The organism is Mycobacterium sp. NPDC048908 (genome assembly GCF_043197955.1).
GTDB lineage: Bacteria > Actinomycetota > Actinomycetes > Mycobacteriales > Mycobacteriaceae > Mycobacterium.
The window spans coordinates 14129-41091 of sequence record NZ_JBICUE010000007.1; the positions used below are offsets into that span (position 1 = coordinate 14129).

The 26963-nt window shown below is 65.9% G+C and carries 30 protein-coding genes and 1 pseudogene; 18 read left to right on the plus strand and 13 right to left on the minus strand.

Annotation, left to right across the window (positions count from 1 at the left end; all coding sequences use genetic code 11):
- Position 1: 1 nt before the first annotated feature.
- From ACGFK1_RS19100 to ACGFK1_RS19115, 4 genes and pseudogenes are all read right to left on the minus strand, one after another.
- A complete protein-coding gene (locus tag ACGFK1_RS19100; protein ID WP_393432448.1) occupies positions 2-1135 on the minus strand; it encodes a hypothetical protein in 1134 nt (377 codons plus the stop codon).
- A 147-nt stretch (positions 1136-1282) separates the two neighbouring features.
- Complete coding sequence (locus ACGFK1_RS19105; RefSeq protein WP_393433179.1) at positions 1283-1699, minus strand: nuclear transport factor 2 family protein; 417 nt, start codon at positions 1697-1699, stop codon at positions 1283-1285.
- A 54-nt stretch (positions 1700-1753) separates the two neighbouring features.
- A pseudogene (locus tag ACGFK1_RS19110) lies at positions 1754-3499 on the minus strand (amidohydrolase family protein); the annotation flags it as partial.
- Positions 3500-3587: 88 nt separating this feature from the next.
- Complete coding sequence (locus ACGFK1_RS19115) at positions 3588-4511, minus strand: SDR family oxidoreductase (protein WP_393432451.1); 924 nt, start codon at positions 4509-4511, stop codon at positions 3588-3590.
- An 18-nt stretch (positions 4512-4529) separates the two neighbouring features.
- On the opposite strand from ACGFK1_RS19115, the gene ACGFK1_RS19120 reads away from it, so the two are divergent.
- From ACGFK1_RS19120 to ACGFK1_RS19170, 11 genes are all read left to right on the plus strand, one after another.
- On the plus strand, positions 4530-5441 hold the full coding sequence (locus ACGFK1_RS19120; protein WP_393432454.1) for a dienelactone hydrolase family protein: 912 nt from the start codon (positions 4530-4532) through the stop codon (positions 5439-5441).
- A 134-nt stretch (positions 5442-5575) separates the two neighbouring features.
- The gene (locus ACGFK1_RS19125) at positions 5576-6682 is read left to right on the plus strand and encodes a glycosyltransferase (RefSeq protein WP_393432457.1); all 1107 of its coding nucleotides are present in this window, start codon (positions 5576-5578) and stop codon (positions 6680-6682) included.
- Positions 6683-6700: 18 nt separating this feature from the next.
- Positions 6701-7372 (plus strand): YoaK family protein, encoded by a 672-nt coding sequence (locus ACGFK1_RS19130; RefSeq protein WP_393432459.1) that lies wholly within the window; start codon positions 6701-6703, stop codon positions 7370-7372.
- Positions 7373-7386: 14 nt separating this feature from the next.
- Positions 7387-7785 (plus strand): hypothetical protein, encoded by a 399-nt coding sequence (locus ACGFK1_RS19135; protein WP_393432462.1) that lies wholly within the window; start codon positions 7387-7389, stop codon positions 7783-7785.
- Between the two features lie 140 nt (positions 7786-7925).
- Entirely contained in the window at positions 7926-9356 is a 1431-nt protein-coding gene (locus ACGFK1_RS19140; protein WP_393432466.1) for an APC family permease, read from the plus strand.
- On the plus strand, positions 9353-10660 hold the full coding sequence (locus tag ACGFK1_RS19145) for a glutamine synthetase family protein (RefSeq protein ID WP_393432468.1): 1308 nt from the start codon (positions 9353-9355) through the stop codon (positions 10658-10660). The genes ACGFK1_RS19140 and ACGFK1_RS19145 overlap by 4 nt, the downstream gene beginning before the upstream one ends.
- On the plus strand, positions 10657-11673 hold the full coding sequence (locus ACGFK1_RS19150) for an LLM class flavin-dependent oxidoreductase (protein ID WP_393432470.1): 1017 nt from the start codon (positions 10657-10659) through the stop codon (positions 11671-11673). Before ACGFK1_RS19145 ends, ACGFK1_RS19150 begins: the two co-directional genes overlap by 4 nt.
- An 8-nt stretch (positions 11674-11681) precedes the next feature.
- Positions 11682-12911 carry an acyl-CoA dehydrogenase family protein gene (locus tag ACGFK1_RS19155; RefSeq protein WP_393432472.1) on the plus strand — a complete coding sequence of 410 codons (1230 nt, stop codon included), beginning with the start codon at positions 11682-11684 and terminating at the stop codon, positions 12909-12911.
- Positions 12912-12989: 78 nt separating this feature from the next.
- Positions 12990-13358 carry a cupredoxin domain-containing protein gene (locus ACGFK1_RS19160; protein ID WP_393432475.1) on the plus strand — a complete coding sequence of 123 codons (369 nt, stop codon included), beginning with the start codon at positions 12990-12992 and terminating at the stop codon, positions 13356-13358.
- Between the two features lie 242 nt (positions 13359-13600).
- The gene (locus tag ACGFK1_RS19165) at positions 13601-14089 is read left to right on the plus strand and encodes a hypothetical protein (protein ID WP_393432478.1); all 489 of its coding nucleotides are present in this window, start codon (positions 13601-13603) and stop codon (positions 14087-14089) included.
- Positions 14086-14763 (plus strand): HAD family hydrolase, encoded by a 678-nt coding sequence (locus ACGFK1_RS19170; protein ID WP_393432481.1) that lies wholly within the window; start codon positions 14086-14088, stop codon positions 14761-14763. Before ACGFK1_RS19165 ends, ACGFK1_RS19170 begins: the two co-directional genes overlap by 4 nt.
- Here the strand turns inward: ACGFK1_RS19170 and ACGFK1_RS19175 are convergent.
- Positions 14760-15233, minus strand: coding sequence for a hypothetical protein (locus ACGFK1_RS19175; protein WP_393432484.1), 474 nt, complete (start codon positions 15231-15233; stop codon positions 14760-14762). The genes ACGFK1_RS19170 and ACGFK1_RS19175 overlap by 4 nt on opposite strands.
- 10 nt (positions 15234-15243) lie before the next feature.
- Positions 15244-15888 carry a TetR/AcrR family transcriptional regulator gene (locus ACGFK1_RS19180; protein WP_393432487.1) on the minus strand — a complete coding sequence of 215 codons (645 nt, stop codon included), beginning with the start codon at positions 15886-15888 and terminating at the stop codon, positions 15244-15246.
- A 55-nt stretch (positions 15889-15943) separates the two neighbouring features.
- Between ACGFK1_RS19180 and ACGFK1_RS19185 the strand changes: the two genes are divergently transcribed.
- Complete coding sequence (locus tag ACGFK1_RS19185; RefSeq protein ID WP_393432490.1) at positions 15944-17269, plus strand: FAD-dependent oxidoreductase; 1326 nt, start codon at positions 15944-15946, stop codon at positions 17267-17269.
- On the opposite strand, the gene ACGFK1_RS19190 is transcribed toward ACGFK1_RS19185, so the two are convergent.
- Positions 17232-18515: a cytochrome P450 gene (locus tag ACGFK1_RS19190; RefSeq protein WP_393432493.1), complete on the minus strand. Its 1284-nt coding sequence runs from the start codon at positions 18513-18515 to the stop codon at positions 17232-17234. The genes ACGFK1_RS19185 and ACGFK1_RS19190 overlap by 38 nt on opposite strands.
- 86 nt (positions 18516-18601) lie before the next feature.
- Here ACGFK1_RS19190 and ACGFK1_RS19195 point away from each other — a divergent pair, with 86 nt between their 5' ends.
- On the plus strand, positions 18602-20515 hold the full coding sequence (locus ACGFK1_RS19195; protein ID WP_393432496.1) for a flavin-containing monooxygenase: 1914 nt from the start codon (positions 18602-18604) through the stop codon (positions 20513-20515).
- A 77-nt stretch (positions 20516-20592) separates the two neighbouring features.
- Here ACGFK1_RS19195 and ACGFK1_RS19200 read toward each other — a convergent pair whose 3' ends face one another.
- Positions 20593-21096 (minus strand): nuclear transport factor 2 family protein, encoded by a 504-nt coding sequence (locus tag ACGFK1_RS19200; RefSeq protein WP_393432499.1) that lies wholly within the window; start codon positions 21094-21096, stop codon positions 20593-20595.
- On the opposite strand from ACGFK1_RS19200, the gene ACGFK1_RS19205 reads away from it, so the two are divergent.
- Positions 21089-21400, plus strand: a complete 312-nt coding sequence (locus ACGFK1_RS19205) for a hypothetical protein (protein ID WP_393432501.1) — start codon at positions 21089-21091, stop codon at positions 21398-21400. The two genes, ACGFK1_RS19200 and ACGFK1_RS19205, sit on opposite strands and share 8 nt — an antisense overlap.
- A gap of 65 nt (positions 21401-21465) precedes the next feature.
- Positions 21466-21930: a hypothetical protein gene (locus ACGFK1_RS19210; RefSeq protein ID WP_393432503.1), complete on the plus strand. Its 465-nt coding sequence runs from the start codon at positions 21466-21468 to the stop codon at positions 21928-21930.
- Between the two features lie 6 nt (positions 21931-21936).
- Here ACGFK1_RS19210 and ACGFK1_RS19215 read toward each other — a convergent pair whose 3' ends face one another.
- The 3 genes from ACGFK1_RS19215 to ACGFK1_RS19225 are packed head-to-tail and all read right to left on the minus strand — an operon-like array spanning position 21937 to position 24034.
- Entirely contained in the window at positions 21937-22401 is a 465-nt protein-coding gene (locus tag ACGFK1_RS19215) for an SRPBCC family protein (RefSeq protein ID WP_393432506.1), read from the minus strand.
- 13 nt (positions 22402-22414) lie between these two features.
- Positions 22415-23602 (minus strand): serine hydrolase domain-containing protein, encoded by a 1188-nt coding sequence (locus tag ACGFK1_RS19220; RefSeq protein WP_393432509.1) that lies wholly within the window; start codon positions 23600-23602, stop codon positions 22415-22417.
- 18 nt (positions 23603-23620) lie between these two features.
- Complete coding sequence (locus ACGFK1_RS19225; protein ID WP_393432512.1) at positions 23621-24034, minus strand: DUF6188 family protein; 414 nt, start codon at positions 24032-24034, stop codon at positions 23621-23623.
- A 68-nt stretch (positions 24035-24102) separates the two neighbouring features.
- Here ACGFK1_RS19225 and ACGFK1_RS19230 point away from each other — a divergent pair, with 68 nt between their 5' ends.
- Positions 24103-24984, plus strand: coding sequence for a TIGR03854 family LLM class F420-dependent oxidoreductase (locus ACGFK1_RS19230; protein ID WP_393432515.1), 882 nt, complete (start codon positions 24103-24105; stop codon positions 24982-24984).
- A 6-nt stretch (positions 24985-24990) separates the two neighbouring features.
- Here ACGFK1_RS19230 and ACGFK1_RS19235 read toward each other — a convergent pair whose 3' ends face one another.
- A complete protein-coding gene (locus tag ACGFK1_RS19235) occupies positions 24991-25128 on the minus strand; it encodes a hypothetical protein (protein ID WP_393432518.1) in 138 nt (45 codons plus the stop codon).
- Positions 25129-25279: 151 nt separating this feature from the next.
- Between ACGFK1_RS19235 and ACGFK1_RS19240 the strand changes: the two genes are divergently transcribed.
- Both ACGFK1_RS19240 and ACGFK1_RS19245 read left to right on the plus strand, forming a co-directional pair.
- Positions 25280-25783, plus strand: a complete 504-nt coding sequence (locus tag ACGFK1_RS19240) for a protein disulfide oxidoreductase (protein ID WP_393432521.1) — start codon at positions 25280-25282, stop codon at positions 25781-25783.
- A 14-nt stretch (positions 25784-25797) separates the two neighbouring features.
- Positions 25798-26682: a cytochrome c biogenesis CcdA family protein gene (locus ACGFK1_RS19245; protein WP_393432524.1), complete on the plus strand. Its 885-nt coding sequence runs from the start codon at positions 25798-25800 to the stop codon at positions 26680-26682.
- On the opposite strand, the gene ACGFK1_RS19250 is transcribed toward ACGFK1_RS19245, so the two are convergent.
- Entirely contained in the window at positions 26624-26944 is a 321-nt protein-coding gene (locus tag ACGFK1_RS19250) for a hypothetical protein (RefSeq protein WP_393432526.1), read from the minus strand. The genes ACGFK1_RS19245 and ACGFK1_RS19250 overlap by 59 nt on opposite strands.
- Between the last annotated feature and the right edge of the window lie 19 nt (positions 26945-26963).

Genomic DNA, 26963 nt, shown 5'->3' on the forward strand with positions numbered 1-26963 from the left:
GTCAGGCACCGTCCGACGCGGTGTCGGTGTCAGCTGGTGGCTTGTCGGCGTTCCCGTCATCGCTGCCGGACGACGCACCCTCACCACCCGCCTGATTCGGGCGTACCTTGTTGCCGTCACGAATATGCTTGCCCGGGTTGGTGACTGCCGTCGTTGCGGTGTCGAGTCCGCGCTGTCCTTCTGCCGATGCGCGCGACCGGGCGTCGGTGAGTCCATGGCTGGCGTTGGCCGCTTCCGCGACCGACGTATCGAGTTCACGCCCGGTCCGAAGCGGTGCATCGGGTTGGCCGGGTTCGTCGGGTTCGTCGGCACCTTCGGCAGCGGGTGTGCTGGTTTCACGGTGTTCTTGGATTGCCGCATTCGAATCGGGTTGAGAGAGTTCGTTCGTTGTGACGGTTGTGCCCGCATGGGGTCCATCGGCAACCTGGGTGGTTCTGTCGGCTCCGGGCTCGGGGAGTCGCGTATCTACTGACCCCTGGTCGTCGTTCACCGCCGGACTCGTTGTCAGGTTCACCCTCATCGCTGCAGGCCGGGGTAGCTCGTCGGCAGCAAGTAATGCTGTCGAGGCGGGACGCAAGAGCCCCGAGATGGCCGCTCCGATCGCCTGGTTCAGCGCGATGAGCGAGCCTGCGAGGCCGAGGAGGCCCTCCACATCGGCTTGCAACCACGTGATGGTGTAGCCGTTCAGCAGGGAATCCACGATCCGCAGCGGGACGTTGAGAAGGGCATTCACGAAGTCGACGGGATTGAGCGCCAAGCCTGCGCCTACGACGTCTCCCACTGCGTGAAGAGCGCCGAGTGCACCGGGAACCGCCCAGCTGACGGACGACGTTGCGACCCGGCCGAGGGCCGTGAGGACGTCCGTCGGCGCAGTGACCTCCGCTCCGAGAAGCGCGCGGACGATGGGGACCGGTTCGGCAAGATACCGCTGCACCATGATGCCGGCGTTCTCGAGCGTGGCCCGAACCACGTATGGGTAGAACTCGAGGGCGCTCGGGACGGCCGTCAACTGCACCGCCGTGTTCACGATGTGGTCATCGGGTGGAGACGCCGGCGTGATCGGATTGACTGCGACGACGCTGGCCCCCACCAGCGCAATGCCTGTGGTGATGAACGGACGAACGGCGGCATGCATAGCGGATCCCCTCTTTGGGAGCAAAGCATGACATATCGCTGGGCCCGCAGTCTCGCGTTTGCCCTAAGGGAACCCGAATCCCGAACGGCAGGTTGGCATCACGACGCATTACCCGGTTTGAAACGGCTCATCCCGCGTGTTTTCGGGTCAGACCAAGCCGGTCGCGTCGAACATCCACGACATATCGGCCTTCATCAAATCCTCTTGCCACGTAGGCGGTGCAGAATTGGCAAGCGTCGCCATATCCCAATAGTCCTTCCACAGCGTGATCTTGCCGTTCTCGACCCGATGCACGGTGACGAATCGGTTCACGGCGGATTCTCCTGTGGGCCAATGCCATTCCTCATGGTGTTCATACATGGCGTTCGGTCCGTCAACCAGCAGCAGTCCGGGGAAGTTCTGGTAAGCGGTCAGTTGATCGAAGGCAATCCTGATGCGCTTGACGATGTCGTCCGGGCCCTTCGCCGCAGCCGCCGGACCGATGGGCACGTCGTAATAGATGCATTCGTCGGCCAAATATGGCTTCATCCCGTCCCAGTCCCGCGCCGACAACGCCTTCCACATGCTATGGATTGTTTCCTCAACCGACACTGAGTAACTCGCTTTCTGCAAGAGCCGGGCTCTGTGAGCGGCGCGCAGGAAGCGGCCGGTGCGTTGCGTGCCGACGAGATCGGTCGGCACGCCGTTGAAAAACACCGGACGACCGCCGACCAACACCGCCTTGACCGCGTCGTCGTTGCGGTTGACCATGCGTGACAGCCCGCCGTACTGCTCGACCCTGTCCTCGGCGTATGCGTCGAGTGTGGCGTCGAGACGGTCCGGGTCGACGACGACGATGTCGGCCCGGTCGCCGCGGCGCAGATGGCCTGCGTCGATGCGGTACCAGTCGGCCAGCTCACCGGTCAGTCGGTGCACTGCCTGCTCGACCGTCATGAACGGTTTTCCCGCCTTCTGCGCGTCGTTGACGTGCCGGAGCAGTCGCAGGCCCATGTTGTAGAACGCCATGTTGCGCAGGTGGGCTCCGGCGTCGGAGAAACCCATCTGCATACCGGAGTCGCGCGCCAGCTTCTTGAGCACCTCAGGTCGATGATTGGAAATTGTTGTCCGCCAACGTAATTCCGTGCCGTGTTCGAGCACCAGGTCAAGAAACGCATCGACCGGGTGAAGGCCGCCCCGACCGTTGCCCACCTCACCGAAGGACTTGCCGATCACCGAAGCGTCGGGGCAGTCGACGATCTCGGTGTCGAAGAAGTCACGCTGCCACACCCGAAGACCGAACTTGCTCTCATAGTCCTTGCGGAACCGGCGGCGATACGCCTCGTCACGCATCAGAGCGTTGCGCTCGACTTCGTCCCGAAGGTGCAGCGCGGCCGCGCCGGCGCCGAATTCCTCGAAAACCACCAAATCGATGCCATCGGCGTACACCTCGAAGGGCACCGGCAGATGCTGCCAGCGGAAGTCGCCGCCGAGGCGGTTGATCAGCCGAGCGGCCGGACCCAATGCGTGAATGCTGTACGGGTTGGACTTCACATCCGCCGCCGACAACAGGCTGGTCTTGAGCGGGTTGCGGAAGATGCCGAGCGACTGGGTCAACTGCGACGCCAGGTTCAGCGGGTTCTGTATATCAGGACCCGACTGCAGGATTCGGCCGGTATGTCGCAGGATGGACTTCAGCCTGCGCAGTTCGCGCGGTTTGGCGTACGTCGACGGAAGCGTGCGCGATCGGCACACGTCGCCGTCGAGCTTGTCGAAAAGCAGTTGCTGCGACGACATGCCGACGAAACCAGCCCGCAGCGCGTCGTCGAGCATCCGCTCCATCCGCGCCTGCTCCCGCTTGGTGGGGCGTTCGTCCTTGCGCGTCGCGCGGTCCAACCCCATGGTGGCAGCGCGCATGTCGGAATGGCCCATGAACGCAGCCAGATTGGGACCGAGCGGACGCGCCTCGAGGGCAGCAACGTACTCCTCGGCGTTGGTCCAGGTCTTGTGCGTGTTCACCGCGTTGATGACGTGTTCGCGGGGGATCGCTTCGACCCGACCGAAGATGTCGCCGGCGTCCTCGCCGCCGACGTAGACACTCGACAGCGAACACGAGCCGAGCATCACGGTCGTCACGCCGTGCCGCAACGACTCGGACAGCGACGGTCCGTTCAGCACCTCGATGTCGTAATGGGTGTGAATGTCGAGCATGCCAGGCAGCACCCACTTGCCGGTCGCGTCGATGACGCGCGAGCAGTGCGCACCGTCCAACTCGTCGTGCGTGATGGCCACGACGTGGCCGTCGCGGATGCCGATGTTCCGCACCGCGGAGTCAGCGCCGGTGCCGTCGAACCAGCGACCGTTGGCGATGATGGTGTCGTAGGTCACCACGCCATAGAACAGGCCATGCCTGCGGGTGTCAACGAAATCCGTGAACAGATTGCAAAAATTGTCTACTTTACGGGCTGAGCTGGGTCTATACCTCGGCCCAGCCGTCCGGCTGGTGGCCGTCGATGTCGGTGAAGCCGTACACCCGAGCCAGTTCGGCCGAGGTGACCGAACGCTGGTTCCAGCGTGCCCGGTCCTCGTCGGCGGCCATCGCGGCGATGCCCCTTCCGACGAACCGCGGTGACTCCGACACGGCGAAACCGGGGGGAGCGATGGGGCCGTCGGACCGGTTCGGGTCCAACGCCATGTGCCAGTTCTCTTCGGTGACGCCCCAGTTGTCGAGCATCATCTCGGAGCGCAGCCAGCCAGGGGTGACCGCCACCGCGGTGGCACCGAACCGTGCCAGGTCGTGGCCGAGGCTGTAGCCGAGCCTGTTGACCGCCACCTTGGACAGGTCGTAGAAGACCGAGATCCGGTAGGAGTGGTCGTTGTATTCCTTTGTTCCGTCGGTGACTTCGACGTGCAGGCCGCCTGGCCTGGTGACCAGCAGCGGCAACAAGCAGTGAGCGGTGATCAGGTGGGTGCCTACGCCGAGTTCGAGGATGCGAAGACCGTCGCGGAGGTTGTGTTCCCAGATCGGCCGGTTCCACGTCGGCGGCTGACCCTTGAGCACCTCGGCGCCCCAGATGTCGTTGACGAGGATGTCAATGCCGCCGTGGTCGTCGCGGACTCGGTCGGCAAGGGCGTGCACTTGCGCGACGTCGAGGTGATCGACCTGTATCGGAATGCCGACCCCACCGAGGGAGGTCACAAGTTCGGCTGTCTCCTCAATGGTTTCCGGACGGTCATAGTCGGATTGGCAATTGCCCGACACGCTGCTTCGGCCGGTGCAGATCACCGTAGCGCCCGCTTCACCGAGCGCTGCGGCGATACCGCGCCCCGCCCCGCGGGTGGCGCCGGCAACGAGTGCCATGCGACCGCGCAGCGCATCTGCATCCGGCGTCCAGTTCATAGGGGCATACTCGCCAATGTGACGCCGCTACAGCGCTATATCGCCGAAGAAATTGCCACAGATCATGTCGACGGGTTGTTGTCGCGCCGGGAGGCCATGCGCAGGCTCGCATTACTCGGGCTCAGCACCGCGGCCGCCACGGCGGTGATCGCGGCGTGTGGGGAGAACAAACCCGCCACCTCGAGCGCCCCGGTCACGTCGAGCGGGCCGGCCAGCGCCCCGACGACTCCGCCGGGTTCGGCGAAGGCGCTGCCGACCTCACCGATCACCTGGGCCGGCCCGCAGGGTCAACTGCAGGCGGCCTGGGCCGAGGCGCCGAACGCCAAGGGCGGCATTCTCGTCATCCACGAGAACAAGGGCCTCACCGACTGGGTTCGGTCGGTGGCGGGCCGATTCGCGGGTATCGGCTATTCGGCCCTGGCGATCGACCTGCTGTCCGGGCAGGGCGGCACGGCGACGTTCACCGATCCGGCCGCGGCCACCGCGGCGCTGGGCAAGATCCCTCCGCAGGACTTCGTCGCGAACCTGAAATCCGGGGTGGGGGAGTTGGCGCGTCGGGTGCCTGGCAAGAAACTCGCCGTCGTCGGGTTCTGCATGGGCGGCGGCCTGACCTGGCAGCTGCTCGCCGCGGGCGCAGGCGACCTGGCGGCAGCAATGCCGTTCTACGGACCCGCGCCGGACAACCCCAATTTTCAGAACTCGAAAAATGTTGCGGTGCTTGCCTTCTACGGCGAGCAGGACCAGCGTGTCAACGCCACCGAACCGGTCGTGCGAGCGGCGCTGGAACACGCCGGGATGGTGCACCAACTGGTCACCGAGCCGAACGCCAACCACGCCTTCTTCAACGACACGGGTGACCGCTACAACCCAGCCGCCGCGGACGACGCCTGGCGACGCGTCCAGGACTGGATGACGCAGTACGTGGGCTGAAGCCCCGGCGAGCAGACGCAAAGTTGCCTATTCTGCGTCGATTCTGTGCAAGTTCGCGTCTGTTCGCCGGCAGTTCTCTGACTGGTTGATGTCGCGTTGTTGACCGAACACGCGTGCCGGTTCTGATCTCACCCATGCGGGTTGTGCAGGTTGCGAACTTCTACGGCCCGCGTTCGGGTGGGCTTCGCACGGCGGTGGATCGCCTCGGCGCGGAGTACCGCGCCGCCGGACACGAGGTCTTCCTCGTCGTGCCGGGTCAAAACTCGGAATGGCGCGAACTGCCGTCGGGCGTTGTCCGTATCTCGTTGCCGGCCAGGCTGATCCCGTTCACCGGCGGCTATCGCGCAGTGCTGCCCGGCCCGGTCACCTCGCTGCTCGGACACCTCGCACCCGACGCGTTGGAGGTTTCGGACCGGCTGACGCTTCGCTCGCTCGGCGCCTGGGGTCGCCGCCGCGGGGTGGCGACGGTGATGATTTCCCACGAGCGGTTGGATCGCCTTGTCGGACAGCTACTTCCAGGACGCATCGCGCGATCGGTCGCCAACATGGCCAACCGCCGCAGTGCCAACAGCTACGACGCAGTGGTCTGCACGACGGCGTTCGCGCGCGAAGAGTTCGACCGCATCCATGCGACCAACATCGAGACGGTGCCGCTGGGTGTCGATCTCGACCAGTTCCATCCGCGTCGCCACTCGGCGACGGTACGGCAGCGCTGGGCTCGTCCTGACCAGACTCTGCTGGTGCATTGCGGGCGCCTTTCGGTCGAGAAGCATGCCCACCGCAGCATCGACACCGTTGCCGCACTGCGCGATTCCGGCGTCGACGCCAGGTTGGTGGTCGTCGGCGAGGGGCCGATGCGCCCGCGGCTGGAACGGCGCGCCGCCGGCCTGCCGGTCGACTTCACCGGCTTCATCGGCTGCCGCGACACGGTGGCGACCATTCTGGCGACCGCTGATATCGCTCTCGCCCCGGGCCCACACGAGACATTCGGGCTGGCCGCCTTGGAGGCGCTGGCGTCGGGCACCCCCGCAGTGGTATCCCGCACGTCCGCGCTCGCCGAAATCCTGACCACCGACAGCGGCGCTACCGCCGACAACGACGCCGACGCCATCGCCCGCGCGGTCGCGTCGATAATCAGCAAGCCCGAACCGCTGCGCCGCACCAGCGCGCGCCGACGCGCTGAACAATTCACCTGGCCGCGGTCGGCGGCGGGCATGCTGAGCGCTTTGGGCGCACGCTGACCGCGCTAGTTTGGCCTGGTGGCCGAGGACACCGAGCGCACCAGAAGCCTGTGGTTCGCGTTGCTGCTGACCCTGGCCAACGGGTTCCTCGACGCCCACACCTATATTTCGCGCGGCGGGGTGTTCGCCAACGTGCAGACCGCCAACGTCATCTTCGGCGCCATCGATACCTCGAACCGGGAGTGGGCCGCGGCGCTTGCCCATCTCTGGCCGTTGCTCGCCTTCATCGCCGGCGTCGGACTGGCGTCGCACATCAAATCCGGACGGACGGAACGATTCGTATCCCGGCCACTGGTGTGGACGATGGCGGTCCAGGCACTCGCGCTGGCCGCGATCGGATTCGTCCCGGCCTCCGTCCCGCACAGCTACGTCACGGTGCCGATCTCGTTTCTGGCCGCGATGCAGATCGGGCTGTTCCGCAACATCGGTGAACTCGTCTATCTGCCGGTGGCCACCACCGGCAACCTGATGCGCTTCGTCGAGGCAGGCTACGACGGGTTCGTCGAAAGGCGACCGGGGTCGCTACGGGCGTTCGGCGTGTACGGCACGCTGATACTCGCGTTCGCCACCGGGGCTGTGGTGGGGGCATTCGCCAGCCGAGCGCTCGGAGTGCACGCCATCTGGCTGCCCGCCGGATTCCTCGCAGTGACGCTGTGTCTGTTCATCGTCGATGAACAGCACCTTCGGTGAACTACCATCCAGAGATGCTCCGGTCGCCGATGATCCTGACCGCCGCGGTGACGCTGGCGCTGGCGGGCGCCATTGCCTCGGCACGCGCCGACCTGAGCCCGCCGCCGTGCCAGTACACGTTGTCGCCGCCTCATGTCGTCCAGCTGTCCGGAACCAACGCGGTCACGGCCACGCTGTCAGTTGCGGCTTGTGACCAATCCGTGGCGTATCAGACCGTCGCTTGTGTCCAGATGCAGGGCAGCGACGGTCCTGGCCAATGCGCGCAGCAGGTCGGCATCCTCTCCGCCCAGATCTTCTTTCAGCCGTACCGGCCCGGCGCGACGTACACCGCCACCGGAAGGGGATGCGCCAACACCGGCAACCCGCCGCAGCCGATCTGCAAGCCGATGGGTCCGCTGACCGCCACCCTGTAACCCGTCACGCTGCGCCGAACCGCATCCGCGTTCGTGCGGTATCCGCGTGACCACGTATGACTCATGGTGAGTCCAGATATGGTGCCGCCAAGGGTGTTCCTCCTATCGTCGAGCCAACTTCCACCGATAGGGCGGTCAACATGTCCGAAATCACCACCAGCCCAGACATTTTGGGCGAGCGGCCGGCGACGCCGCGGCGTCAGCTGAAGGGCAACCTCGGGGTGCCTGCGATCGTGTTCATGGTCGTCGCCGCAGCCGCCCCGCTCGGCGTGATCGGCGGCGTGGTGCCGCTCGGTCTGGCGTCGGGCAACGGGGCGGGGTTCCCTGCGACGTTCATCGCATCGACGGTGATTTTGCTGTTGTTTGCCGTCGGGTTCACCGCGTTGACACCGTATGTCGAAGAGGCCGGTGCCTTCTTCTCCTATGTGCGTGCCGCACTGGGGGTCCCCGCCGGTATCGGCATCGCTTTCGTCGCACTGGTGAGCTACGTGGCGATCGAGGCAGGCGTCTACGGCCTGCTCGGCCCGGCGGGTGGGGCCGTCGTCGAGTTGTTCGGCGGCCCGGCGCTGCCGTGGTGGCTGTTCGCGGCGGTCGCGTTCGTCCTCACCACTTTCCTGGGCTACCGCAGCATCCAGTTGTCCAGCCAGGTGCTCGCGGTGCTGTTGACCGCGGAGATCGTCATCGTGTTGGTGCTCGACGCGGTCATCGTGGCGCGGGGCGGCGATCACGGCCTGTCGACCGGCATCGTCAATCCGAGCGTGATCTTCTCTGGATCAGTCGGGATCGGCCTGCTCTTCGCTTTGATCAGTTTCGTCGGCTTCGAGGCCACGGCGATCTTCCGCGACGAGGCCCGCACACCCGAGCGCACCATTCCGCGCGCCACCTACGCCGCGCTGATCCTGATCGGCGCGTTCTACGCGGTCACGAGTTGGGCGCTGGTGTCTGGATGGGGCGACGCAGAAGCGGTCAGCAGGGCCACCCAGTCGGGCAGCACCTTCCTGTCCGACACCGCGCAGCGCTACATCGGCGTTGTCGGCAACGACATCATCACCGTGTTGTACTTCACCAGCCTGTACGCCTGCATCCTGTCGTTCCACAACGTCGCATCGTGGTATGTCTTCGCACTGTCGCAGCGCGACGTCCTTCCCGAGTCGCTGAGCTATCCGCACGCCAAACACGGCTCACCGCATCAGGCTTCGTTGTGGATCTCCGGTGTCGTCGCGGTCAGCGTCATACTCGCGGTGGCCTTCGAGCTCGACCCGGCCGCGCAGTTCTACACCTGGTTCGCGGGCACCACCACGGTCGGATTCGTGGTGCTGCTGATCGCCACCAGCGTCGCGGTGCTGGTGTTCTTCGCGTCTGACCGGCGCGGCCACTCGCAGTGGCGCGTGCGCATCGCGCCCTTCCTCGGACTGGTCGGCCTGACGGGTGCGCTGATCCTGATACTGGCCAACCTGAGGGATCTCGTCGGCGGCTCCAGCGTTCTGGCGTGGGTCATCATTGGCCTGCTCGTGGGTTCGTTCGTGGTGGGCGCCACGGTGGGTACCCGCGTCTTAAAGGCGACAGCATGACGGAACGTGATCTGCTGCAGGGCATCACCGACGGCTCACTGACCGAGATCGAAGTGGCGTGGAGCGATCCGTTCGGCCACGCGCAGGGCAAACGGATACCGGCCGGGCAGTTCCTCGAGCGCGCCAAGGGCGACGGGTTCGCGTTCTGCGAGGCCTCGCTGGGCTGGAACACCGACGGGACCGTCATCGACGACCTCGGGCTGACCAACTGGGCAGGCGGTTACCCCGACGTGTTCGCGGTACCCGACTTCGCGACCTTCAGAGCGCTGCCATGGCGACGACGAGCCGGCCACGTCATCTCGGATATCGTTGCGCACGACCGCAATCCGTCATTGCTCGACCCGCGCTCGGTGTTGAAACGTGTGTTGGCTCAACTAGCCGAACTGGGTTACACCGCGAAGATCGGCGTGGAACTCGAGTTTTATCTACTCACCGCGGACGGGACGCCGTTTCAGCACGACATCCACGCGTACTCACTCGAAAACGCCAACGCCCTCGACCCGCTGATCACCGATCTGAACGAAACGCTTGGCGCCTTCACCAGACTGGAGGGCATCCAAACCGAGTACGGGCCGGGCCAGGTGGAGACGAACCTGGTCTACACCGACGCGCTGGCGGCCGCCGACGATGCGGCGCGACTGAAGTACGCCGCAAAGGAGGTTGCGCGCAGACACGGCAAGATCGCCAGCTTCATGGCCAAGCCGTTCTCCGAACACTCCGGCAGTTCCCAGCACGTGCACATCTCGTTGTGGCGTGACGGCGTAGCGGCTTTCGCCTCGGACAACGGCGTCGAGAACGATGTGGCGTTGCATTCGATCGCAGGGCTGCTCGAACACCTGCCGTCGATCACATTGTTCGGCGCGCACTCGGTCAACGCGTACCGCAGGTTCGTTCCGGACTCCTTCGCTCCAGCAACGGTGACGTGGAGTCGCGACAACCGAAGCGCTGCAGTGCGTTCGCTCATCGAGGCCGATCCGGCAGCCACTCGAATCGAACTGCGCAGCGGCGCATCGGATGCGAACCCCTACTGGTTGGTCGCCTCCGCGCTCGCGGCGGTGGTGGCAGGGCTGCGGGTGAAGCGTCGACCGCCGGAACCGAAAGGCGGCAACCTCTATTTCACCGGGACGCCGCTGCCCGAGTCGCTCGGTGTCGCGCTGGCGCTCGCCACGCAGGACGACACCATTCTGGACATCCTCGGCGCAGCGTCCGTCCGCGACTTCGCGGCCATCGCGCGTAGCGAATGGCAGCAGTACTCCAACCACGTCAGCGACTGGGAACGCCAGCGCTACCTGACGAGTTCATGACGTCACCACGGTTCGGTGTGTGGGCGCCGGTCTACGGCAACCACGGCGCTCGTCACCACCCCGCCGACGCGCCGGATGCCGGGTACCGCCGCAACCGCGACCTGCTGGTCCGGGCGGAACAGGCCGGCTTCGACTCGACTCTGTTGGCGCAGCACGTGATTCATCCCTCCAATGTGGAGGACGACGTGCTCGAGACGTGGTCGACGTTGGCAGCCGTAGCCGAAGCCACCAGTCGCATCGAGCTCATCGGCGCGATCAAGCCGCTGCTGATCAACCCGCTGGTGTTCGCGAAGCTGGCAGCCAATATCGGCGACATCGCGGCCGGCCGGCTGTCGATCAATGTCGTCAGTGGTTGGTTCCTGCCCGAACTGGAAGCGCTCGGCCTCGACGCCGCCGACCACGATGACCGCTACGCCCATACCCGGACGTGGCTGGAGATCGTGCTCGACCTGTTGGCGGGCAAGCAGGTCGACATCGCCGGCGGCGGTGGTCAGCCCGCGCTCGTCCGTCCGATGCCCGACCGGCCGCCGTCCGTGTACTTCGGGGGTGAGTCCGAACCGGCCCGTGCGCTGGCCGCGCAACACGCCGATGTGTTCTTCATCAACGGACGGCCGCTGGCCGACACGATCGACGTCATCGACGACCTGCGGGCCCGGCCCCGCGACCGTGCGCCGCTGCGGTTCGGCCTGTCCGCCTTCGTGATCGCCCGCAACACCGAGACCGAGGCGGTGGCCGAACTGGAGTACCTGCAGTCGCTCGTCGACGGCGAGCGCAGACCCGAGGCCGCGTCGGGCACCGACCCGAACACCCAGATGTACAAGGTGCTGGCCGGCTCTCGCCGCGTCGGCTCCAACGGCGGCACATTGGCCGGTTTGGTCGGCAGTTACTCCCAGGTCATCGACCGCATCGAGGCCTTCCACGCGGCGGGCGTGGAGTTGTTCGTGCTGCAGTTCCAGCCACTGGACTCAGAACTGGACCGGTTCGCCGACAAGATCATTCCGCATTTCCGCTAGGAGAAATTGTGACCCTTGAAGCCATCGAGGCACGCCCCGCGTTTTCCGAAGAGCCGCGTGGCGGCTCGGTCGCAGACCGGTTGGCCCGGCTGCCCGACATCGTCGAGGAGTTGCGCCGTGCCGACGCCGCCGCCGAACGCGGCCGTGTCCTGCAGTACGGCGCCATTGAACGGTTGCGTCGCGCCGGCCTGCTGAGCCTGCGGGTACCGACGCGCTACGGCGGCCCTGGTGGCGGCGCACGTGACGTCGTCTCCGCTGTCGTGCAGATCGCGCGCGGCAGTTCCAATGTGGCGCAATCGCTTCGGGCGCATTTCGGGTTCTCGGAGCGACTGCTGAGCAACCGCGCCAACGAGGCCGAGCGGGCGCAATGGTATCCCGTCTTGAATGCGGGCGTTGTCTTCGGCAACGCCGTCACCGACGCCAACGGCAAGGCCCCCGGCAGCGCCGACACCACGCTGTTGGCCGGCGCCGACGGGGTGCTCCGGCTCAACGGTTACAAGTTCTATTCCACCGGAACGCTGTTCGCCGATCTGATCGCGGTGTCCGCCGTCGATGCCGACGGCCGAGACCTGCAGGCCATCGTGCCGACCGACCGCACCGGCGTCGAGCTCTTCGACGACTGGGACGGATTCGGTCAGCGACTCACCGCCAGCGGGGGCACCCGGTTCACCGACGTCGCCGTCGAACCGGTCGAGGTGACAACGGTGTCTGACGGCGCGCACCTCGGACACTCCACCGCATTCCTCCAGCTGTACCTGGCGGCGGTGGCGGCCGGTATTGCGCACGGCGTCTACGACGACGCGGTGGCGTACGTCCGGAACAAGGCGCGCCCCGCGTCGCATTCGCTAGCCGACTCTGCGGCCGAGGACCCGTTCGTCCTGGCCGCAGTGGGCGACATCGCGGCGAACGCGGCGGCGGCAGAAGCGCTGGTGCTCACCGCGGCCGCCGCGATCGACGCCGTAGTCGACTCCGGCAGGCAGGCCGATCCCGACGCGCTGGCCGAGCTGTCCATCACCATCGCCAAGGCACAGCTGGTGGCGGAGCGCCTGACCCTCGCTGCCGCGGAACGACTGTTCGACACCGGGGGAGCGTCGGCGACGGCCCGCAAACTGAACTTGGACAGACACTGGCGCAACACCCGCACGCTCGCAAGTCATAATCCATTGGCCTACAAGGCCTATGCCGCAGGAAACTACGCGGTCAACGGGGTATGGCCGCCCGCCAACGGCTACTTCTGACGAGAATCCACAGACGTCGATGTGAACCAAACCGGTTCGCCAACCGTGTCTCTCGAGGATCAATCGAGAGGGAGCACGATGAACAGAGTCGCGTTGTTGTTGGCGGCCATTTGTCTGGTCGTAGCGCTGGCCACGGCGTGTGGCGGGTCAAGCCAAGCCAACAAGGAGTCGGATACGGCCACCACCCCTGCCGCGGCGAGTGCCGCCACGATCACGATTGCCAACATGAATTTCGGCCAGCCTGTCACGGTGCCCGCAGGCGCCACGATCACCGTCAAGAACGACGATTCCGCCGAGCATTCGGTGACGTCGGATGCGGCAGGCAAGTTCGACGTAGAGGTGGACGGCAAGGAGCAGGGCACGCTGACCGCGCCCAAGGAACCGGGCGAATACGCGTTCCATTGCAAGTACCACTCGTCCATGCACGGCACCCTGACCGTCACGTAACCGTTCGCGGCAGCCGACGTCCGATGGGTTAGATCCGTTGCGTCCGTTGATGACCGGTTGACTTTGTCCGCTCGGCGGCGACGTCGGTTCGGTGCGAGCGGGTTCGCGGCCGAACGGGCGCACGATTCGGCAAACCGGTGTTCCGTCAGGCTTCACCCCTGGCAGCGGTTTAAGGACGTCATATCCAGGGCATCCGGCGGAATTAGTGGGTTCGTCAACGGACACCAACGGAAGGAGCCGTCATGGCCACCAATACCGTGATCGGGATCGTCGTCGCGGTGGTCATCGCGATCATCCTCATCGCCCTGCTGGTATATCTGGCTAGGAATGCGCGCAATCGGCGCAGGCAGGCGCATGCCGAACAGATCAGGCAGGAAGTTCACCGCGACTCCCGTCATGTTGAGAAGCGCGAGGCGTTGGCCCAGGAAACCGAGGCCAAGGCGCGAGCCGCCAAGGCTGAGGCCGACGCGAAGGCGGCCGAGGCGGCCCGGCTGCAAAGCTCGGCGGCGCAACACCGGGACACGGCGACTACGTCACGTGAGGAACTCGAAGGCCGCCGCCAGCACGCCGACAAGCTCGACCCGCGGCGCAACGACGCCGAGCAGATGCATCCGGACACCTCTACTCAACAGATGCAACCGCATACCTCGCCACAACAGATGCAACCGCACACCTCGCAGCAGCAACCGATGCAACCGCACACCCCGCCACAGCAGCAACCGCGCAGGTGACGGGCGGCAGAGGGGCGGCGGTGCTGTTCGACATCGACGGCACGCTGGTCGATTCGAACTACCTGCACGTGTACGCGTGGCACCGCGCTTTCCACGAAGCCGGCCTCGACGTCGAGGACTGGCGGATCCACCGGTGCATCGGAATGGACGGCTCGACATTGGTCAAATCGCTGACCGGCGACGCCGACGCCGATACCCAGTCGCGGCTGAAGGATCTCCATTCACGCTATTACAAGCAGACCACGTCGCTGTTGCGGCGGTTGCCAGGTGCACGTGAACTCCTCGAGGCCGTCGATGCGCTTGGCCTGCAGATCGTGCTGGCGACGTCGGCGCCGGAGGATGAGCTCGCGATCCTGCGGGAGGTGCTGGCCAGCGACGACCTGGTTGCGGCGGTGACCTCGTCGAAAGATGTCGACACCGCCAAGCCGCAACCCGACATCGTCGGCGTCGCACTCGACCGCGCCAACGTCGACGCCGACCATGCGGTGTTCGTCGGCGACGCGGTATGGGATGTCGAGGCGTGCAACCGGGCAGGGCTGCCGACGATCGCCGTTCTCAGTGGCGGCGTTTCCCGCGGTGAGCTCGAAAAGGCCGGTGCGCAAGCCGTTTTCGAGAACGCAGCCGAACTGTGCCAGCACCTCGACGACACGCTGATCGCCAAGCTCGGCGATTAGGTCTCAGCGCAGCGAGTACCGCAGCACCGCCCCGACACAGAGGGGCGATGCTTGTCGGTGCGGACCAGCGCTGCGCCGGTGGAAACCGCGAGCATGGGCAGCGCCTCATCGGCGGGCAATGTCTGCGTCGGCGCCGTGCCCAATTCGGAGAGGACGTTCTCGTTGGGCGCGACGGTGACGTGCTCGTCGCCGTGTTCGACCAGTGGCACGGTGTAGGGCAGCGACGACACCTGCACCGTCGGGCCGGTCCGGTGTTCGTTGATGAGCACGCCGTCAGCGCGCGCGGCCACTGCGCCCCACGGCGGGACGGCCTCCGGCGATGGCCGCTTCGATGCTTGCCGGCAGAGCCGGGTCGGCGCCCTGCTACTCGAGCTGTTCGCGCAGTGCACGCCTCTTGAGTTCCAGTCGAAATACACCGAGCCGTAGGGGCCGGGTGAGGTCAGCAGTGAGCGGAAACGATCCCAAGGCATGCCCGCGGGGTTACCCGCCGAGCAGCTGACGACACAGGTCCTCGGCCAACCATTCCTCGAACCTGGCCACCGTCCAGCCGCGCCTGTGAACCAGCCGGTCGAACAGTGTCGGATCGGTCGCCAGCCACACCAGGTCCACCGCTTCCTCGTAGGTGAGATCGCCGGTCAGCGCGTCGAGATCGCGCAACCTGTCGACCACCTTGCGGGCGTCGTCGAGGCGGCCGCGGTGCGCGTTCTCCACGACTGCGCGCGCCCCCGGCTCCAGGCCCGCAGCGACCTCCACCGCGCCGTACAGCGGCGCGACCCGAGCGCCGATCGATGTGATCGAATGCGCCAGTCGGGTCAGCAGTACGCCGGGATCGCGCTGCTGTAAGGCCTCCCGCATCTCGGTGCGATCGGCCACCGGCACCGGCTCGTCGTCGCCAGCGACCGCCCAGTCCACCGCGGTGATGAGCAGATCGAGCTTGCTTCCGACCGCGGTGAACACCGTCTTGCGGCTGACCCCTGCGGCTTCGGCGACCGCGTCGACCGTCGTCGCGCCGTAACCGTGCGCTACGAACAGTTCAGCGGCGCTGGCCACGATCCGGCGTCGCGTCTCGACCGCGTGCGCTGCGCGCAGATTCGAGCGGTACTCGCGCTTGACAGCGGCGGCCATCTAGGTAACCCTGAGTGTATTCATTACACTATAGATTACCTCAATTGGAGCGGGTATGCGAGCCGTGGTAGCGGGGGCCGGGCCGACCGGGTTGTTCATCGCCATCGGATTGGCGCGCCGGGGACGTGAGGTTCTGGTCGTCGACCGGGATCCCGGCCCGCCGCCGGACCAGGGCCAGGTATGGCAGCGCAAGGGCGTGATGCAGTTCCAGCACGCGCACACGTTCCGGCGCCAAGTGCTCGACGTGCTGGCAGCCGAGATGCCCGATGTGCTCGACAGCCTCTTCGCGGCCGGGGCGGAGGTGGCCATCGGTGCCGACGGGCGACCGATGGCGATCTTGTGCCGCCGCGCGACTTTCGAGCGGGTGTTGCGTGCCCACGCGGCAGCACAACCCGGCGTCACCATGCAGTGCGGGCATGTCGATCGCATCGAGCAGCACCGCGGCAAAGTCATCGGGGTCTCGGTGGATGGCGCGACGGTGTCTTCGGGATTGGTGATCGACGCCTCGGGCCGATCGAGCCGGTTCACCGACGGCATCCGGCCGCCTGCCGAGGGCGAAGACTGCGGAGCGGTGTACGTGACGCGACAGTACCGGTTGCACGACACCGCAGACACCGGGCCGATGAACTCACCGATTGGCTTGTCGCTGAACTTGTCCGGTTACCTGGCCATCGCGTTCCTTCACGACAACGGCGCGTTCTCCATCACGTTCACGCACGACGGGACCGATAAACGGCTGCGGATGTTGGCCCGTGACGTGGTGTTCGACGACGCGGTGCGCGCCATTCCGCAGCTGTCAGAATGGATCGATCCGCTTCGGGCGCAGCCTGTTTCGCGCGCCCTGCCGGGAGGCCGGCTGTACAACAGCTATCGAGGACAGCTCGGCGCCGCGGGGCGGCCCCCACTACCCGGGCTGATCTCCGTCGGCGACGCGGTGTGCACCACCACGCCGCTGGCAGGGCGGGGGATCTCGTTGGCGTTGATGCAGGCTCGTGAACTCATCCACATCCTCGACGGGCAACAGGCGGACATCGCAACGGCCACAGAGCAATTCGACAGATGGTGCACGGACCACATCCGGCCGTGGTTCGACGACCACCGCTACACCGACTCCGACCGGATGCGCCGGTGGGCGGGCGGGGACGTCGATGTCAACCGCCGATTGCCCTCCGATCTGATCGTGGCGGCCGGCGCGGCCGATCCCGGGGTGGCCGACATCGTCGGCGCCTACACCACGATGGATGCACCGCCCGCCAGCCTCGCCGAGGCCCATGACCGCGCTCGTGAGATCTTCGTGAGCGGATGGCGCCCGCCGGTTCCCGACGGGCCGACGCGCGCCGAACTCAGCGAGGCGGTGTCCAGGACACCGGCAGCCGCTTGATGCCGTGAATGAACGCCGACTGCAGCCGGTCCGGTTCCTCGGTGGCGGTGATGTCCGGTATCTGCCGGTGCAATTCCTCGAACGCCATCGTGATCTCGCGGCGGGCCAGGTTGGCGCCGAGGCAGAAGTGCGCGCCGCCGCCGCCGAAGCCGACATGCGGGTTGGGCTGGCGACGTACGTCGAACTTCCACGGATCGGCGAACTTCGACTCGTCGCGGTTGGCCGAGCCGTACCAGAGTGTCACCTTCTCGCCGGCCCGAAGTTTCACGCCGCCCAACTCGGTGTCGCAGGTGGTGGTGCGGCGCATGTAGGCGACCGGGGACGCCCACCGCACGATCTCCTCGACGGCCGTCGGCGCCGCCTCGCGGTAGCTGGACCACCAGTCGTCGCGCTGTTCGGGGTAACGGCTGAGCGCCAGTACGCCGTGGCTGATCGCGTTGCGGGTGGTTTCGTTGCCCGCGACGACAAGAAGGATGAAGAATGAGGCCACCTCCGCGGAGGTCAACCGTTCGCCGTCGACGTTGGCCTGCACCAGGCTGGTGGTCAGGTCGTCGGCGGGATGGGCTCGGCGGTCGTCGGCAAGCTCGGATGCGAACGCGCCGATGTCGACGGCGACCTTGAAGAACTCGTCGGGGTCTGTCGCGATGTCGGGGTCGCCGAAGCCGAGGATGACGTTCGTCCAGTGGAAGACCCGCTCGTGGTCCTCTTCGGCGATGCCCATCATGTCGCAGATGATCTGCAGGGGCAGCGGCCCGGCGAGCTCGGCGACCACCTCACCCTTGCCGTCGGGATGTTCGCTAACCATGGCCTCGACAAGTCTTCGCGCACGGTCGCGCACCGAGTCCTCGATCACCGCCAGCACCCGCGGCGTGAACGCGCTGCGGACGATGTTGCGCAGCCGGGTGTGCCGGGGGTCGTCCATCGCGATCATCGACCCGAAGTACTCGGCGAGGTCGGGATTCTGATCGCCGATCACGATGCCTTGGGCGGAGCTGAAGATCTCCGGGTGCCTGCTGGCGTAGAAGACGTCGTCGTAGCGGGTGACCGCCCAGTGACCGGCGACTTCGAGGGTCGGGTCCACCACGTAGGCGGGGTGAAACGAGATCGGCGCCTCCCGGCGCAGCGTGGTGAATGCGCCGTCGCGGATGTCGTCGTCGAGCGCCCAGAAATCCCATGAGCCCAGGTTGACGTCGGACAGCGGCACGTACGGGGGAGCCGTCCCATTCACGCGCGCGGCGATACCCATGCCCCGAGCGTAGGGTCCGGCCAGGCCGCCGTCACGGATTTCTGGAACATGTTCCAATTCGACGTCCGGCGTGGTAGCACCGAAGCGTGCGCAACCCACATGCAGGGCAACCGTTTACGACGCCCGACGAGCAGATCGCCGAGGCATTGCTGGACGTCAGCATTCCGACGCTGATGTTGTCGCTGGTGCACATGTCGGGGGACCCAGGGCTGATCCGCGGTGAACTCAAGCCTGCGGGACTGTTTCTCAACGAAGTGCAGGGCTACATGTCCGAGGAGGACAAGGCCGCGGTGCGCAAGCTCGCGCGCGAGGTGATCGCCGACTACCGCGACCGCGGCTGCCCGGAGCCGGAACCGATCGGGCCGGAACTGCTGCAGGAGATGATGCAGTGGCTGGTGTGCGAGCCTGTTCCGCCGGAGTACGTGCCGATGCTGCTCGAAGAGATGGAACTCGACGGTCGCGACGCCAGGTCGGTGCCGGGGACCCCCGCAGCTTTTCCCGTCGTGGTCATCGGCTGCGGGGAATCGGGCCTGCTGGCAGGCATCCGGCTGAAAGAGGCGGGCATTGCGTTCACGATCGTGGAGAAGAACGCGGGTGTCGGTGGCACCTGGTGGCAGAACACCTATCCGGGCGCACGAGTCGACGTGGGAAACCACTTCTACTGCTACAGCTTTGAGCCCACTGACCAGTGGACGCACTTCTTCGCCGAGCAGCCCGAATTGCAGGCCTACTTCCAGGCGGTGATGGACAAGCACGACATCGGCAGGCATGTGCGGTGGGAGACGGAGGTGACCGAGGCGGTATGGGACGACGACGCCGCCACCTGGACGGTGTTCACCCGCGACCGCGACCGAGCTACGTCGACGCTGACGGCGCGCGCGGTGATCAGCGCCGTCGGACAACTCGACCGGCCGAACCTGCCGGACATCGAGGGGCAGCACAACTTCGCCGGGCCTGCATTTCACTCGTCGCAGTGGGACCACTCCGTCGATCTGCGGGGTAAGCGCGTCGCGATGATCGGCGCGGGCGCAAGCGGATTCCAGATCGCGCCCGCCATCGCCGACACGGTGGGGCAGCTGACCGTGTTCCAGCGGACCGCGCAATGGATGTTCCCGAATCCGAACTATCACGAACCGGTCGGCCCGGGGGTGCAGTGGGCACTGCGGCACCTGCCGTTCTACGGCCGGTGGTACCGATTCCTGTTGTTCTGGCCCGGCTGCGACAAGGGCCTTGCCGCCGCGTACGTCGACCCTGACTACTCTGATCAGCAGAACGCCGTCAGCGAGATCAACGAGATCACGCGGATCATGTTCACCGAATGGATCAGCAGCCAAGTCGGCGACGACGCGAACCTGTTGGCCAAGGTGCTGCCCGACTACCCGGCGACGGGTAAGCGCACCCTGCAGGACAACGGAAGCTGGTTGCGGACGCTGACCCGCGACAACGTCGAACTGGTCAGGACGGGCATCGCTCGCATCGAATCGGACGCGGTGGTGGACGACGACGGTGTCCGCTATCCCGCCGATGTCATCGTGTACGCCACTGGATTTCGGGCGACCAAGATGCTGTGGCCGATGACGATCGTCGGGCGTGGTGGTGAAATCCTCAGCCAGCGTTGGGGTGAACGGCCGTCGGCCTATCTGGGGATCACCGTGCCGGGCTTTCCGAACTTCTTCTGCATGTACGGGCCGGGCACCAACCTGGCCAGCGGCGGCAGCCTGATATTTCACTCCGAGTGTCAGATGCGGTACATCACACAATGTTTGGAGCTGCTGATCGACGGCGGCCATCGCTGTATGGAACCGCGGAAGGACAAGACCGCCGACTGGCTCGACCGCAGCCAGGCGGAGATGCGCAAGCTGGTGTGGTCGCAGCCGTCGATCAAGCACTCGTTCTACAAGAACAAGTTCGGCGAGGTCTACGGACTGAGCCCGTGGCGGCTTGTCGACTACTGGGCGTGGACCCGCGAAGCCGATCCAAGCGACTTCGTCATCCGCTAATCACCCTCCGCGAGCAGACGCAAAACTGCCCAAAAATCGCGAAAAATGGGCAGTTTTGCGTCTGCTCGCGAGAGAAATTACGCCAGCTCCCAATTCATGTTCTTGGCGAACGCGCGGGCGTCTTCGGACAGCGTGCCGAGTTCGTGGCAGCGCTTGACATATCCCTGGATCATCATCAGGAAGTTCATCGGGTTGTAGGCGTCTTCCTCGTAACTCCACTTCCCGTCGCCTGCGTACTCCAGCACCGTGATCACCGCCGCGCCGTGCACACTGCCGTCGCCGGGGTCCTTCATCGTGTTGATGTTCTTGAAGATGACCCAGCCCTTGTCGGTGTCGATCGAATACCACTCGACCGGATAGGACGGCATCTCGCTGCCGGGGAACGCGTTCATGGTCGAGACGATCCACTCGCGGATGTTGTCGCGGCCCTCCATGTTGCCCAACGCGTGCTCGACGTATTTGGCGTCCTCGGTGAAATGGTCGGCGTAGCCTGCCCAGTCCCACGTCTTGCCGACCTCCACCACGTCGCGCTGATAAGCCGCGAACGCCTCTTCGAGTTCCTCGCGTGACCATTTGCCCATCGGTGACTCCTTCGGCTCGCGGAAGCAGCATTCGTTCTACCAGCCGCATACGGGCAGCGGAGCAATTTCAAGACACCGCCAACGCGTGCATGTTGACGCCGACGTCAACGCCGAAAGTGTGAGCAACGACACAGCACTGCCGCACGCGTCGTTTCACGGCGAGCAATCGGCGATCAAAGGCGTCGCCTGCGTGCCTGGTGATTTCCGCAAAACGCTGATCCGCCAACGACATCGGTTGGTAACGCCACAGCTTTCCGTACCGATATCCACGGAGGAGTCAACGGCTTGCGTTGCTCCGGATTGAGAATGAATAGTGACGGCTCGGCGTCGGCATGCGGCGTCGAGCCGCAAGTTGGGAGTCGATACACGATGGGGCTGTCTAAGTTCGTCTCAGCAGCCATGATCGTCGGTGCGCTCGGATTCGGAGCCATCGGGCCTGGCGGGGCCATCGCATCCGCCGACCCGGTTGCGCCTGCACCGCTGAAGCCACACGACGATTTCTGCCCGCCATTCTGTGGCGACAACAACGGCCGGGGTAACGGCCACGGGCACGATGACTACTGCCCGCCGTGGTGTGGCGACGGCAACCGTCACGCCGACTGGGACAAGGGTCCGTGGTGGGCCAACAACAGGCACGACTGGTGGGACGACAGCAGGGGTGCGCCGCCGTGGGGCTGGGGCCCACCGCCGGCGTATCAGTGGGCCGGCGGACCGCCGCGCCCGTTCAACTACTGGGGCTATGACGTCAACCCGGTCTGGGATGACGGCTTCCACCAGTGGGGTTTCTGGCTGTTCGGCCTCTGGGTCCCGGTCTTCGGTATCGGGGTTCAGTAACCCGCGTCACCCACCCTCGGGCGCTTCGACAACGGCTTTGATGCGCTCGAGGGTGGTGCGCATGTCGCGGATGTTGCGTCGCTGCCGCAGCTGACCGCCCAACACCGCGAACAGCTTCGTGAACAGGCTGTCGGGCATCCGGAACGACTCGGTGACCTCGGTGCCGCCGTCGACCGGGGTCAGCCGGTAGTGCCACGTGTTGGCCGCCTTGTCACCGATCAACACGTCGAAGCCGAATTCGCGGCCAGGCTCGCACGCGGTCACGCGGCAGGTCGTCCAATACACCGGTCCGATCTCGTTGCGCTTGACGTGCCCGCGAAAGCGCGCCCCCAGTGCCGGACCTGTTGCGCCGTGGAGCCATTCGGCTTCCATCACTTCGGGTGAGAACTTGCCGGTGTTGCGGACGTCGGCGATGAGGTCCCAGACCTTGTCTGCCGGCGCGGCCATGGTCACGGTCGCCGATCCTTGCATTGTTACCTCCCTTTCACCGTGGCATCTGCGGACCGAGCGAGTAGACATGGTCCGGCGTCAGCTCTTTCGTGATCGCGGTCGCCAGCGTGGTGCTTGCTTCACCGCCCCGGTACTCGATGTCGGTGTTCGTCAGAATGACCAACGAGGTTTGCCGTTGCGGCAGGTACACCACGACCGCTTGATACCCGGGCAGGCTGCCGTTGTGTCCGACCCAACCGCCGAGATTGAAGATCCCCAAGCCGTATCCGTCCTGGGCCGGCAGCCCCGGGGAGGCGACCGTCTGCAACCGCTGCTGCTGCATCTGTGGGGTCAGCAGTGTGCCGGTCGCCAACGCGACCGACCACGCGCGCATGTCGTCGAGCGTGGAGATCATCGCTCCCGCGGCCCACGCCCACGACGGGTCCCATTCTGTGGCGATGGCCTCTTCACCGTCCGCGGTCTGCTCGGTATAGCCTTCAGCGTGCGGGTCGGGGAACGCATTGCCAGTTGGAAAGCTGGTGTGGCGCAAGCCCAATGGTGTCAGGATGTGGTCTTCGACATACGAGGGCAACGGTTGTCCGGCGACCTTCTGCACCACCAGGCCGAGAAGGATCGTGTTGGTGTTGCAGTATTCAAACTTTTCGCCGGGCGGGAACTGGTTCGGTTGGCTGAACGCATACGCCAGTAGTTCGCGCGGCGTGAAGGCACGCCGCGGATCGGTGAACAGCGCATGCTGGAACTCCGGTGACGCGCTGTAGTTGAACAGTCCGCTCTGCATCTGGGCCAACTGACGCAAGGTGATCCGATCGCCAAGGGGCACCCCGTCGACGAACTCCGCGATCGAGTCGTCGAGGCCGAGCTTGCCTTGATCGGCGAGCTGCAGGATGGCGGTAACCGTGAATGTCTTTGTAAGACTGCCGATTCGGCTGTAGAAGTCGATTTTCATCGGCGTTCGGGTTGCCTTGTCGGCCACGCCGAACGCGCGGACATAGTCGCCGTCGGGCGCCCAGACACCAACGATCGCGCCGGGCACCGCCGCTGCCGTCATGGCGTGATCGACGGCGGCGTCGAGGCGGCGGGCGAGCTCGTCGGCCATCGGCTTCTGGGTCTGCGACGACGTGCCGGGACCGGTCGACGGCTGCGGCGGCGACTGCCTGCCACAACCCGAAGTCGTCAGCAGCAACATCGCCGCCACGGCGAGGGCAAACACCCGTTCATTCATCGCCCGCCAGATTAGCCGCTACCGTTCAGCCGATTCGTCCTCCGGCAGGTCGTGCCGGACGACGCGCACCTGCCCACGCGCCAGGCAGGCGGCATACCCGTGGTGCTTGCCGTAGAGCTCCCACGCCGTCTGGTGCCCGTCGCTGTGCGCGTGGATTTCGTGGCCGTCGGAGAACCCGAGGTGCAGGCTGCCGTCCTCGTCCCAGCTCGCGTACGTGCACACCGATCCCGCGAAGTCGAACAACGCCCGTTCCACGGGCCGCAGGGCCTTCGGATTGATCAGCACGGCCTCTTCGTCGTCGGTGGCCGTCTTCGGCAGTGTGAGATAGAACGGCACCGCTATGACGAGTTCGTTGTCATCGAGGCTGAGCACCAGGCCACCGCGGAACATGATCCGCTGGACCACACAATCCCGAATCCACGGATCGCTCATTTGTTCACTGTGGCCCGTGAGTCAACTGCGCACAAGGGTTCTTGGCGCCTTTCCGTAGCATCGGGTCAGTGAAGATTCGGTTCGGCATCGGGTTGGGCGCGGACACGGGTCCGGAGCAATTGGCGAGCATCGTCGACCACTTGGAAGCGACCGGTGTCGACTCGCTGTGGTTCTCCGAGTTGGTGTACTCGAAGGCCGTCGATCCGTTCGTCGGGATGGCCTTCGCGTTGGCCAGGACGACGAACCTCAAGGTCGGTACCTCGGTCGCGGTGCTACCTGGTCGCCACCCGGTGCTGGTGGCCAAACAGTTGGCGTCACTGGCCGGTCTTGCCCCCAAGAGGGTGCTGCCCGTGTTCGGCCTACGCTCGGCGATCCCCGCAGAGCGTGAGCTCTTCGTGGTGCCCGAGGGCCAGCGTGCCGCCGTCTTCGACGAATCGCTGCGGCTGCTGAGATCGGCTCTGGAGCAACAGGATGTAGCGTTCGACGGCGACTATTTCGCGGTCAGCGCCGCGGGCATCGAACCGCGCCCCGTCAAGCCGCTCGACATTTGGCTGGGGGGATCGGCGCCCGCGGCGTTTCGCCGCATCGGCCAACTCGGCGACGGTTGGCTCGGTAGCTTCCTCACCCCCGATGAGGCCCGTCGGGGCCGTGAGCAGATTCAGCGCGAAGCCGCCGCAGCGGGTCGCGAGATCGAGTCCGACCACTTCGGAATCAACCTCGCAGTCAGCGACGGCGAGGTGCCGGACGCCTTGGTCGCGGCCGTCAAGCGGCGCAGACCCGACGTCGATCCCACCGAGTTGATCGCGGGCGGTTGGCCCCGACTGCACCGGCAGTTGGATGCCTATCTGGCGGCGGGCCTGACCAAGTTCGTCATCCGGCCCGCCCTGCCCGCCGACATGGCAGGGTTCATCGACCGGTTCACTGCCGAACTGGGGCCTCGGCAGAACTGAGCGGATTCAGGCCGGATCTGTCTCTGCCGAGTCGTCGTCACCTTCGGCCTGATCGGGCTGCCGCGCGGCTTTCTCGGTCTTCATCTCAGGGTCGGCGTCGGGGTCTTGGCCGCCAGAGTCGCCGGCGCTTCGGTCGCTGCCCACGCTGCGTGCGTACCCGGCGTCTGAGGGTCGAAACGCGGCCCGCTGCCTTTGCGTTGCGCCTCGCGGCCTGAACCGCGACGACGGTGGCATCGTGTATAGAAGTGTGCGACGCAGGCTCGCCACGCACTCCCACGCCCGAAGGAGTTGCCCGATGACCGCCCGGTTCTCGCGACTGACCCGATCACTTGTCCTCAGCGCCACGGTGGCCGCGCTGACGCTCGGCCTCATCACCGCACCATCAGCCGTCGCCAACGACCGGTTGCAGTTCACGGGGAAGACGCTGTCGGGCGCGTCCTTCTCGGCGGCGAGCCTGACGGGCAAGCCCTCGGTGCTGTGGTTCTGGACGCCGTGGTGCCCGTTCTGCAACGCCGAGGCGCCGGGCGTGAGCCAGGTCGCCGCGGCCAACCCCAAAGTCACGTTCGTCGGGGTGGCGGCGCGCGCCGACGTGTCGGCGATGGAGGACTTCGTCTCCAAGTACAACTTGAATTTCACCAATCTCAACGACGCCGACGGTTCGATCTGGGCGCGCTACAACGTGCCGTGGCAGCCGGCCTACGTCTTCTACCGGTCCGACGGATCGTCGACATTCGTGAACAACCCGACTTCGGCGATGCCGATGCAGGAATTGTCCGACCGGGTAGCGGCGCTGACCTAGAAGCGCGCCACAGCGTGGATCAAGACCTGGTCGGCCTGGCCTTCGGGGCCGGCTTGGTGGCGGCGTTGAACCCGTGCGGATTCGCCATGTTGCCCGCGTATCTCGCACTCGTGGTGCGCGGCGGTGCCGGTGACGGGGACGCGCGCAGACGCGCCGCGGTGATGCGCGCGGCGACCGCAAGCGCAGCGATGACGCTGGGCTTCGTCGCGGTTTTCGGCGGCTTCGGCCTGCTCACCGTTTCGGTGGCTTCGACCGTCCAGCGCTACCTGCCGTACGTCACCGCCGTCATCGGCGTTGGGCTTGTCGCCGTTGGCATCTGGTTGCTCACCGGGCGTGAGATCAGCCCCGTGCGTCTGTTGGCACGGGGCGCGCAGTGGGCGCCGACGGCGCGACTGGGGTCGATGTTCGGCTACGGAATCAGCTACGCGATCGCATCCTTGTCGTGCACGGTCGGGCCGTTTCTCGCGGTCACCGCCGCGGGGCTTCGCAGCAGCTCGGCTGTCGGCGCAGCGACGGTGTATCTCGCCTACGTGGGTGGTTTCGCCCTCGTGGTCGGTGTGCTCGCGATGGGGGCCGCGCTGGCCACGTCCGCCGTCGCCGATCGGATGCGCCGAATCGTGCCGCATGTCAACAGGATCAGCGGTGCGTTACTCGTCGTGGTCGGCGGTTACGTCGGCTACTACGGGTTCTACGAGATTCGGTTGTTCAGCGGCAACGGCAGCGCCGAAGACCCGGTGATCGCGGCGGCGGGCCGGGTACAAGGTGCAGTCGCGGGCTGGGTACACCAGCACGGCGCGTGGCCATGGTTGGTGGCCATGGCGGTGTTGGTTGCCGCGGCGACTAGCCTGCGCGTGAGATATCGCCGTGCAGATCGGGCCAGGGCGGCCGACGGACCATAGCCACGCCGGCCAGCGCCGTGGCGACCAACCCAACCACAATCCCCATTATCGCGATGCGGCCGGTATCCACGGCGGGTATCCACGACGCCTCGCCATCCTTGACCACGAACACGCCCGCGGCCTTCGCCGGTTCGCGGCCGGTGGTGACCGGAACGATCGTTGTCCCGTCGGCTGTCTCGTACACCTTCCCGAATACGTGCGCTGCCTCGCCCGGTCCGGCGTCAAGTGCGCCGATGGCTTCTCGTGCCTCGCGGAGATTCATGATCTCCTGCTTACTACAG

Bases quoted from the DNA above. Each gene is read 5' to 3' on its own strand.
- ACGFK1_RS19165 (WP_393432478.1), top strand. From the start codon at position 13,601: ATGGCCACCAATACCGTGATCGGGATCGTCGTCGCGGTGGTCATCGCG.
- ACGFK1_RS19135 (WP_393432462.1), top strand. From the start codon at position 7,387: ATGCTCCGGTCGCCGATGATCCTGACCGCCGCGGTGACGCTGGCGCTG.
- ACGFK1_RS19240 (WP_393432521.1), top strand. From the start codon at position 25,280: ATGACCGCCCGGTTCTCGCGACTGACCCGATCACTTGTCCTCAGCGCC.
- ACGFK1_RS19225 (WP_393432512.1), bottom strand. From the start codon at position 24,034: ATGAGCGATCCGTGGATTCGGGATTGTGTGGTCCAGCGGATCATGTTC.
- ACGFK1_RS19105 (WP_393433179.1), bottom strand. From the start codon at position 1,699: ATGTGGAAGGCGTTGTCGGCGCGGGACTGGGACGGGATGAAGCCATAT.
- ACGFK1_RS19140 (WP_393432466.1), top strand. From the start codon at position 7,926: ATGTCCGAAATCACCACCAGCCCAGACATTTTGGGCGAGCGGCCGGCG.
- ACGFK1_RS19220 (WP_393432509.1), bottom strand. From the start codon at position 23,602: ATGAATGAACGGGTGTTTGCCCTCGCCGTGGCGGCGATGTTGCTGCTG.
- ACGFK1_RS19190 (WP_393432493.1), bottom strand. From the start codon at position 18,515: ATGGGTATCGCCGCGCGCGTGAATGGGACGGCTCCCCCGTACGTGCCG.
- ACGFK1_RS19200 (WP_393432499.1), bottom strand. From the start codon at position 21,096: ATGGGCAAATGGTCACGCGAGGAACTCGAAGAGGCGTTCGCGGCTTAT.
- ACGFK1_RS19215 (WP_393432506.1), bottom strand. From the start codon at position 22,401: ATGCAAGGATCGGCGACCGTGACCATGGCCGCGCCGGCAGACAAGGTC.
- ACGFK1_RS19115 (WP_393432451.1), bottom strand. From the start codon at position 4,511: ATGAACTGGACGCCGGATGCAGATGCGCTGCGCGGTCGCATGGCACTC.
- ACGFK1_RS19145 (WP_393432468.1), top strand. From the start codon at position 9,353: ATGACGGAACGTGATCTGCTGCAGGGCATCACCGACGGCTCACTGACC.
- ACGFK1_RS19125 (WP_393432457.1), top strand. From the start codon at position 5,576: ATGCGGGTTGTGCAGGTTGCGAACTTCTACGGCCCGCGTTCGGGTGGG.
- ACGFK1_RS19175 (WP_393432484.1), bottom strand. From the start codon at position 15,233: ATGCCTTGGGATCGTTTCCGCTCACTGCTGACCTCACCCGGCCCCTAC.
- ACGFK1_RS19250 (WP_393432526.1), bottom strand. From the start codon at position 26,944: ATGAATCTCCGCGAGGCACGAGAAGCCATCGGCGCACTTGACGCCGGA.
- ACGFK1_RS19100 (WP_393432448.1), bottom strand. From the start codon at position 1,135: ATGCATGCCGCCGTTCGTCCGTTCATCACCACAGGCATTGCGCTGGTG.
- ACGFK1_RS19185 (WP_393432490.1), top strand. From the start codon at position 15,944: ATGCGAGCCGTGGTAGCGGGGGCCGGGCCGACCGGGTTGTTCATCGCC.
- ACGFK1_RS19210 (WP_393432503.1), top strand. From the start codon at position 21,466: ATGGGGCTGTCTAAGTTCGTCTCAGCAGCCATGATCGTCGGTGCGCTC.
- ACGFK1_RS19150 (WP_393432470.1), top strand. From the start codon at position 10,657: ATGACGTCACCACGGTTCGGTGTGTGGGCGCCGGTCTACGGCAACCAC.
- ACGFK1_RS19160 (WP_393432475.1), top strand. From the start codon at position 12,990: ATGAACAGAGTCGCGTTGTTGTTGGCGGCCATTTGTCTGGTCGTAGCG.
- ACGFK1_RS19180 (WP_393432487.1), bottom strand. From the start codon at position 15,888: ATGGCCGCCGCTGTCAAGCGCGAGTACCGCTCGAATCTGCGCGCAGCG.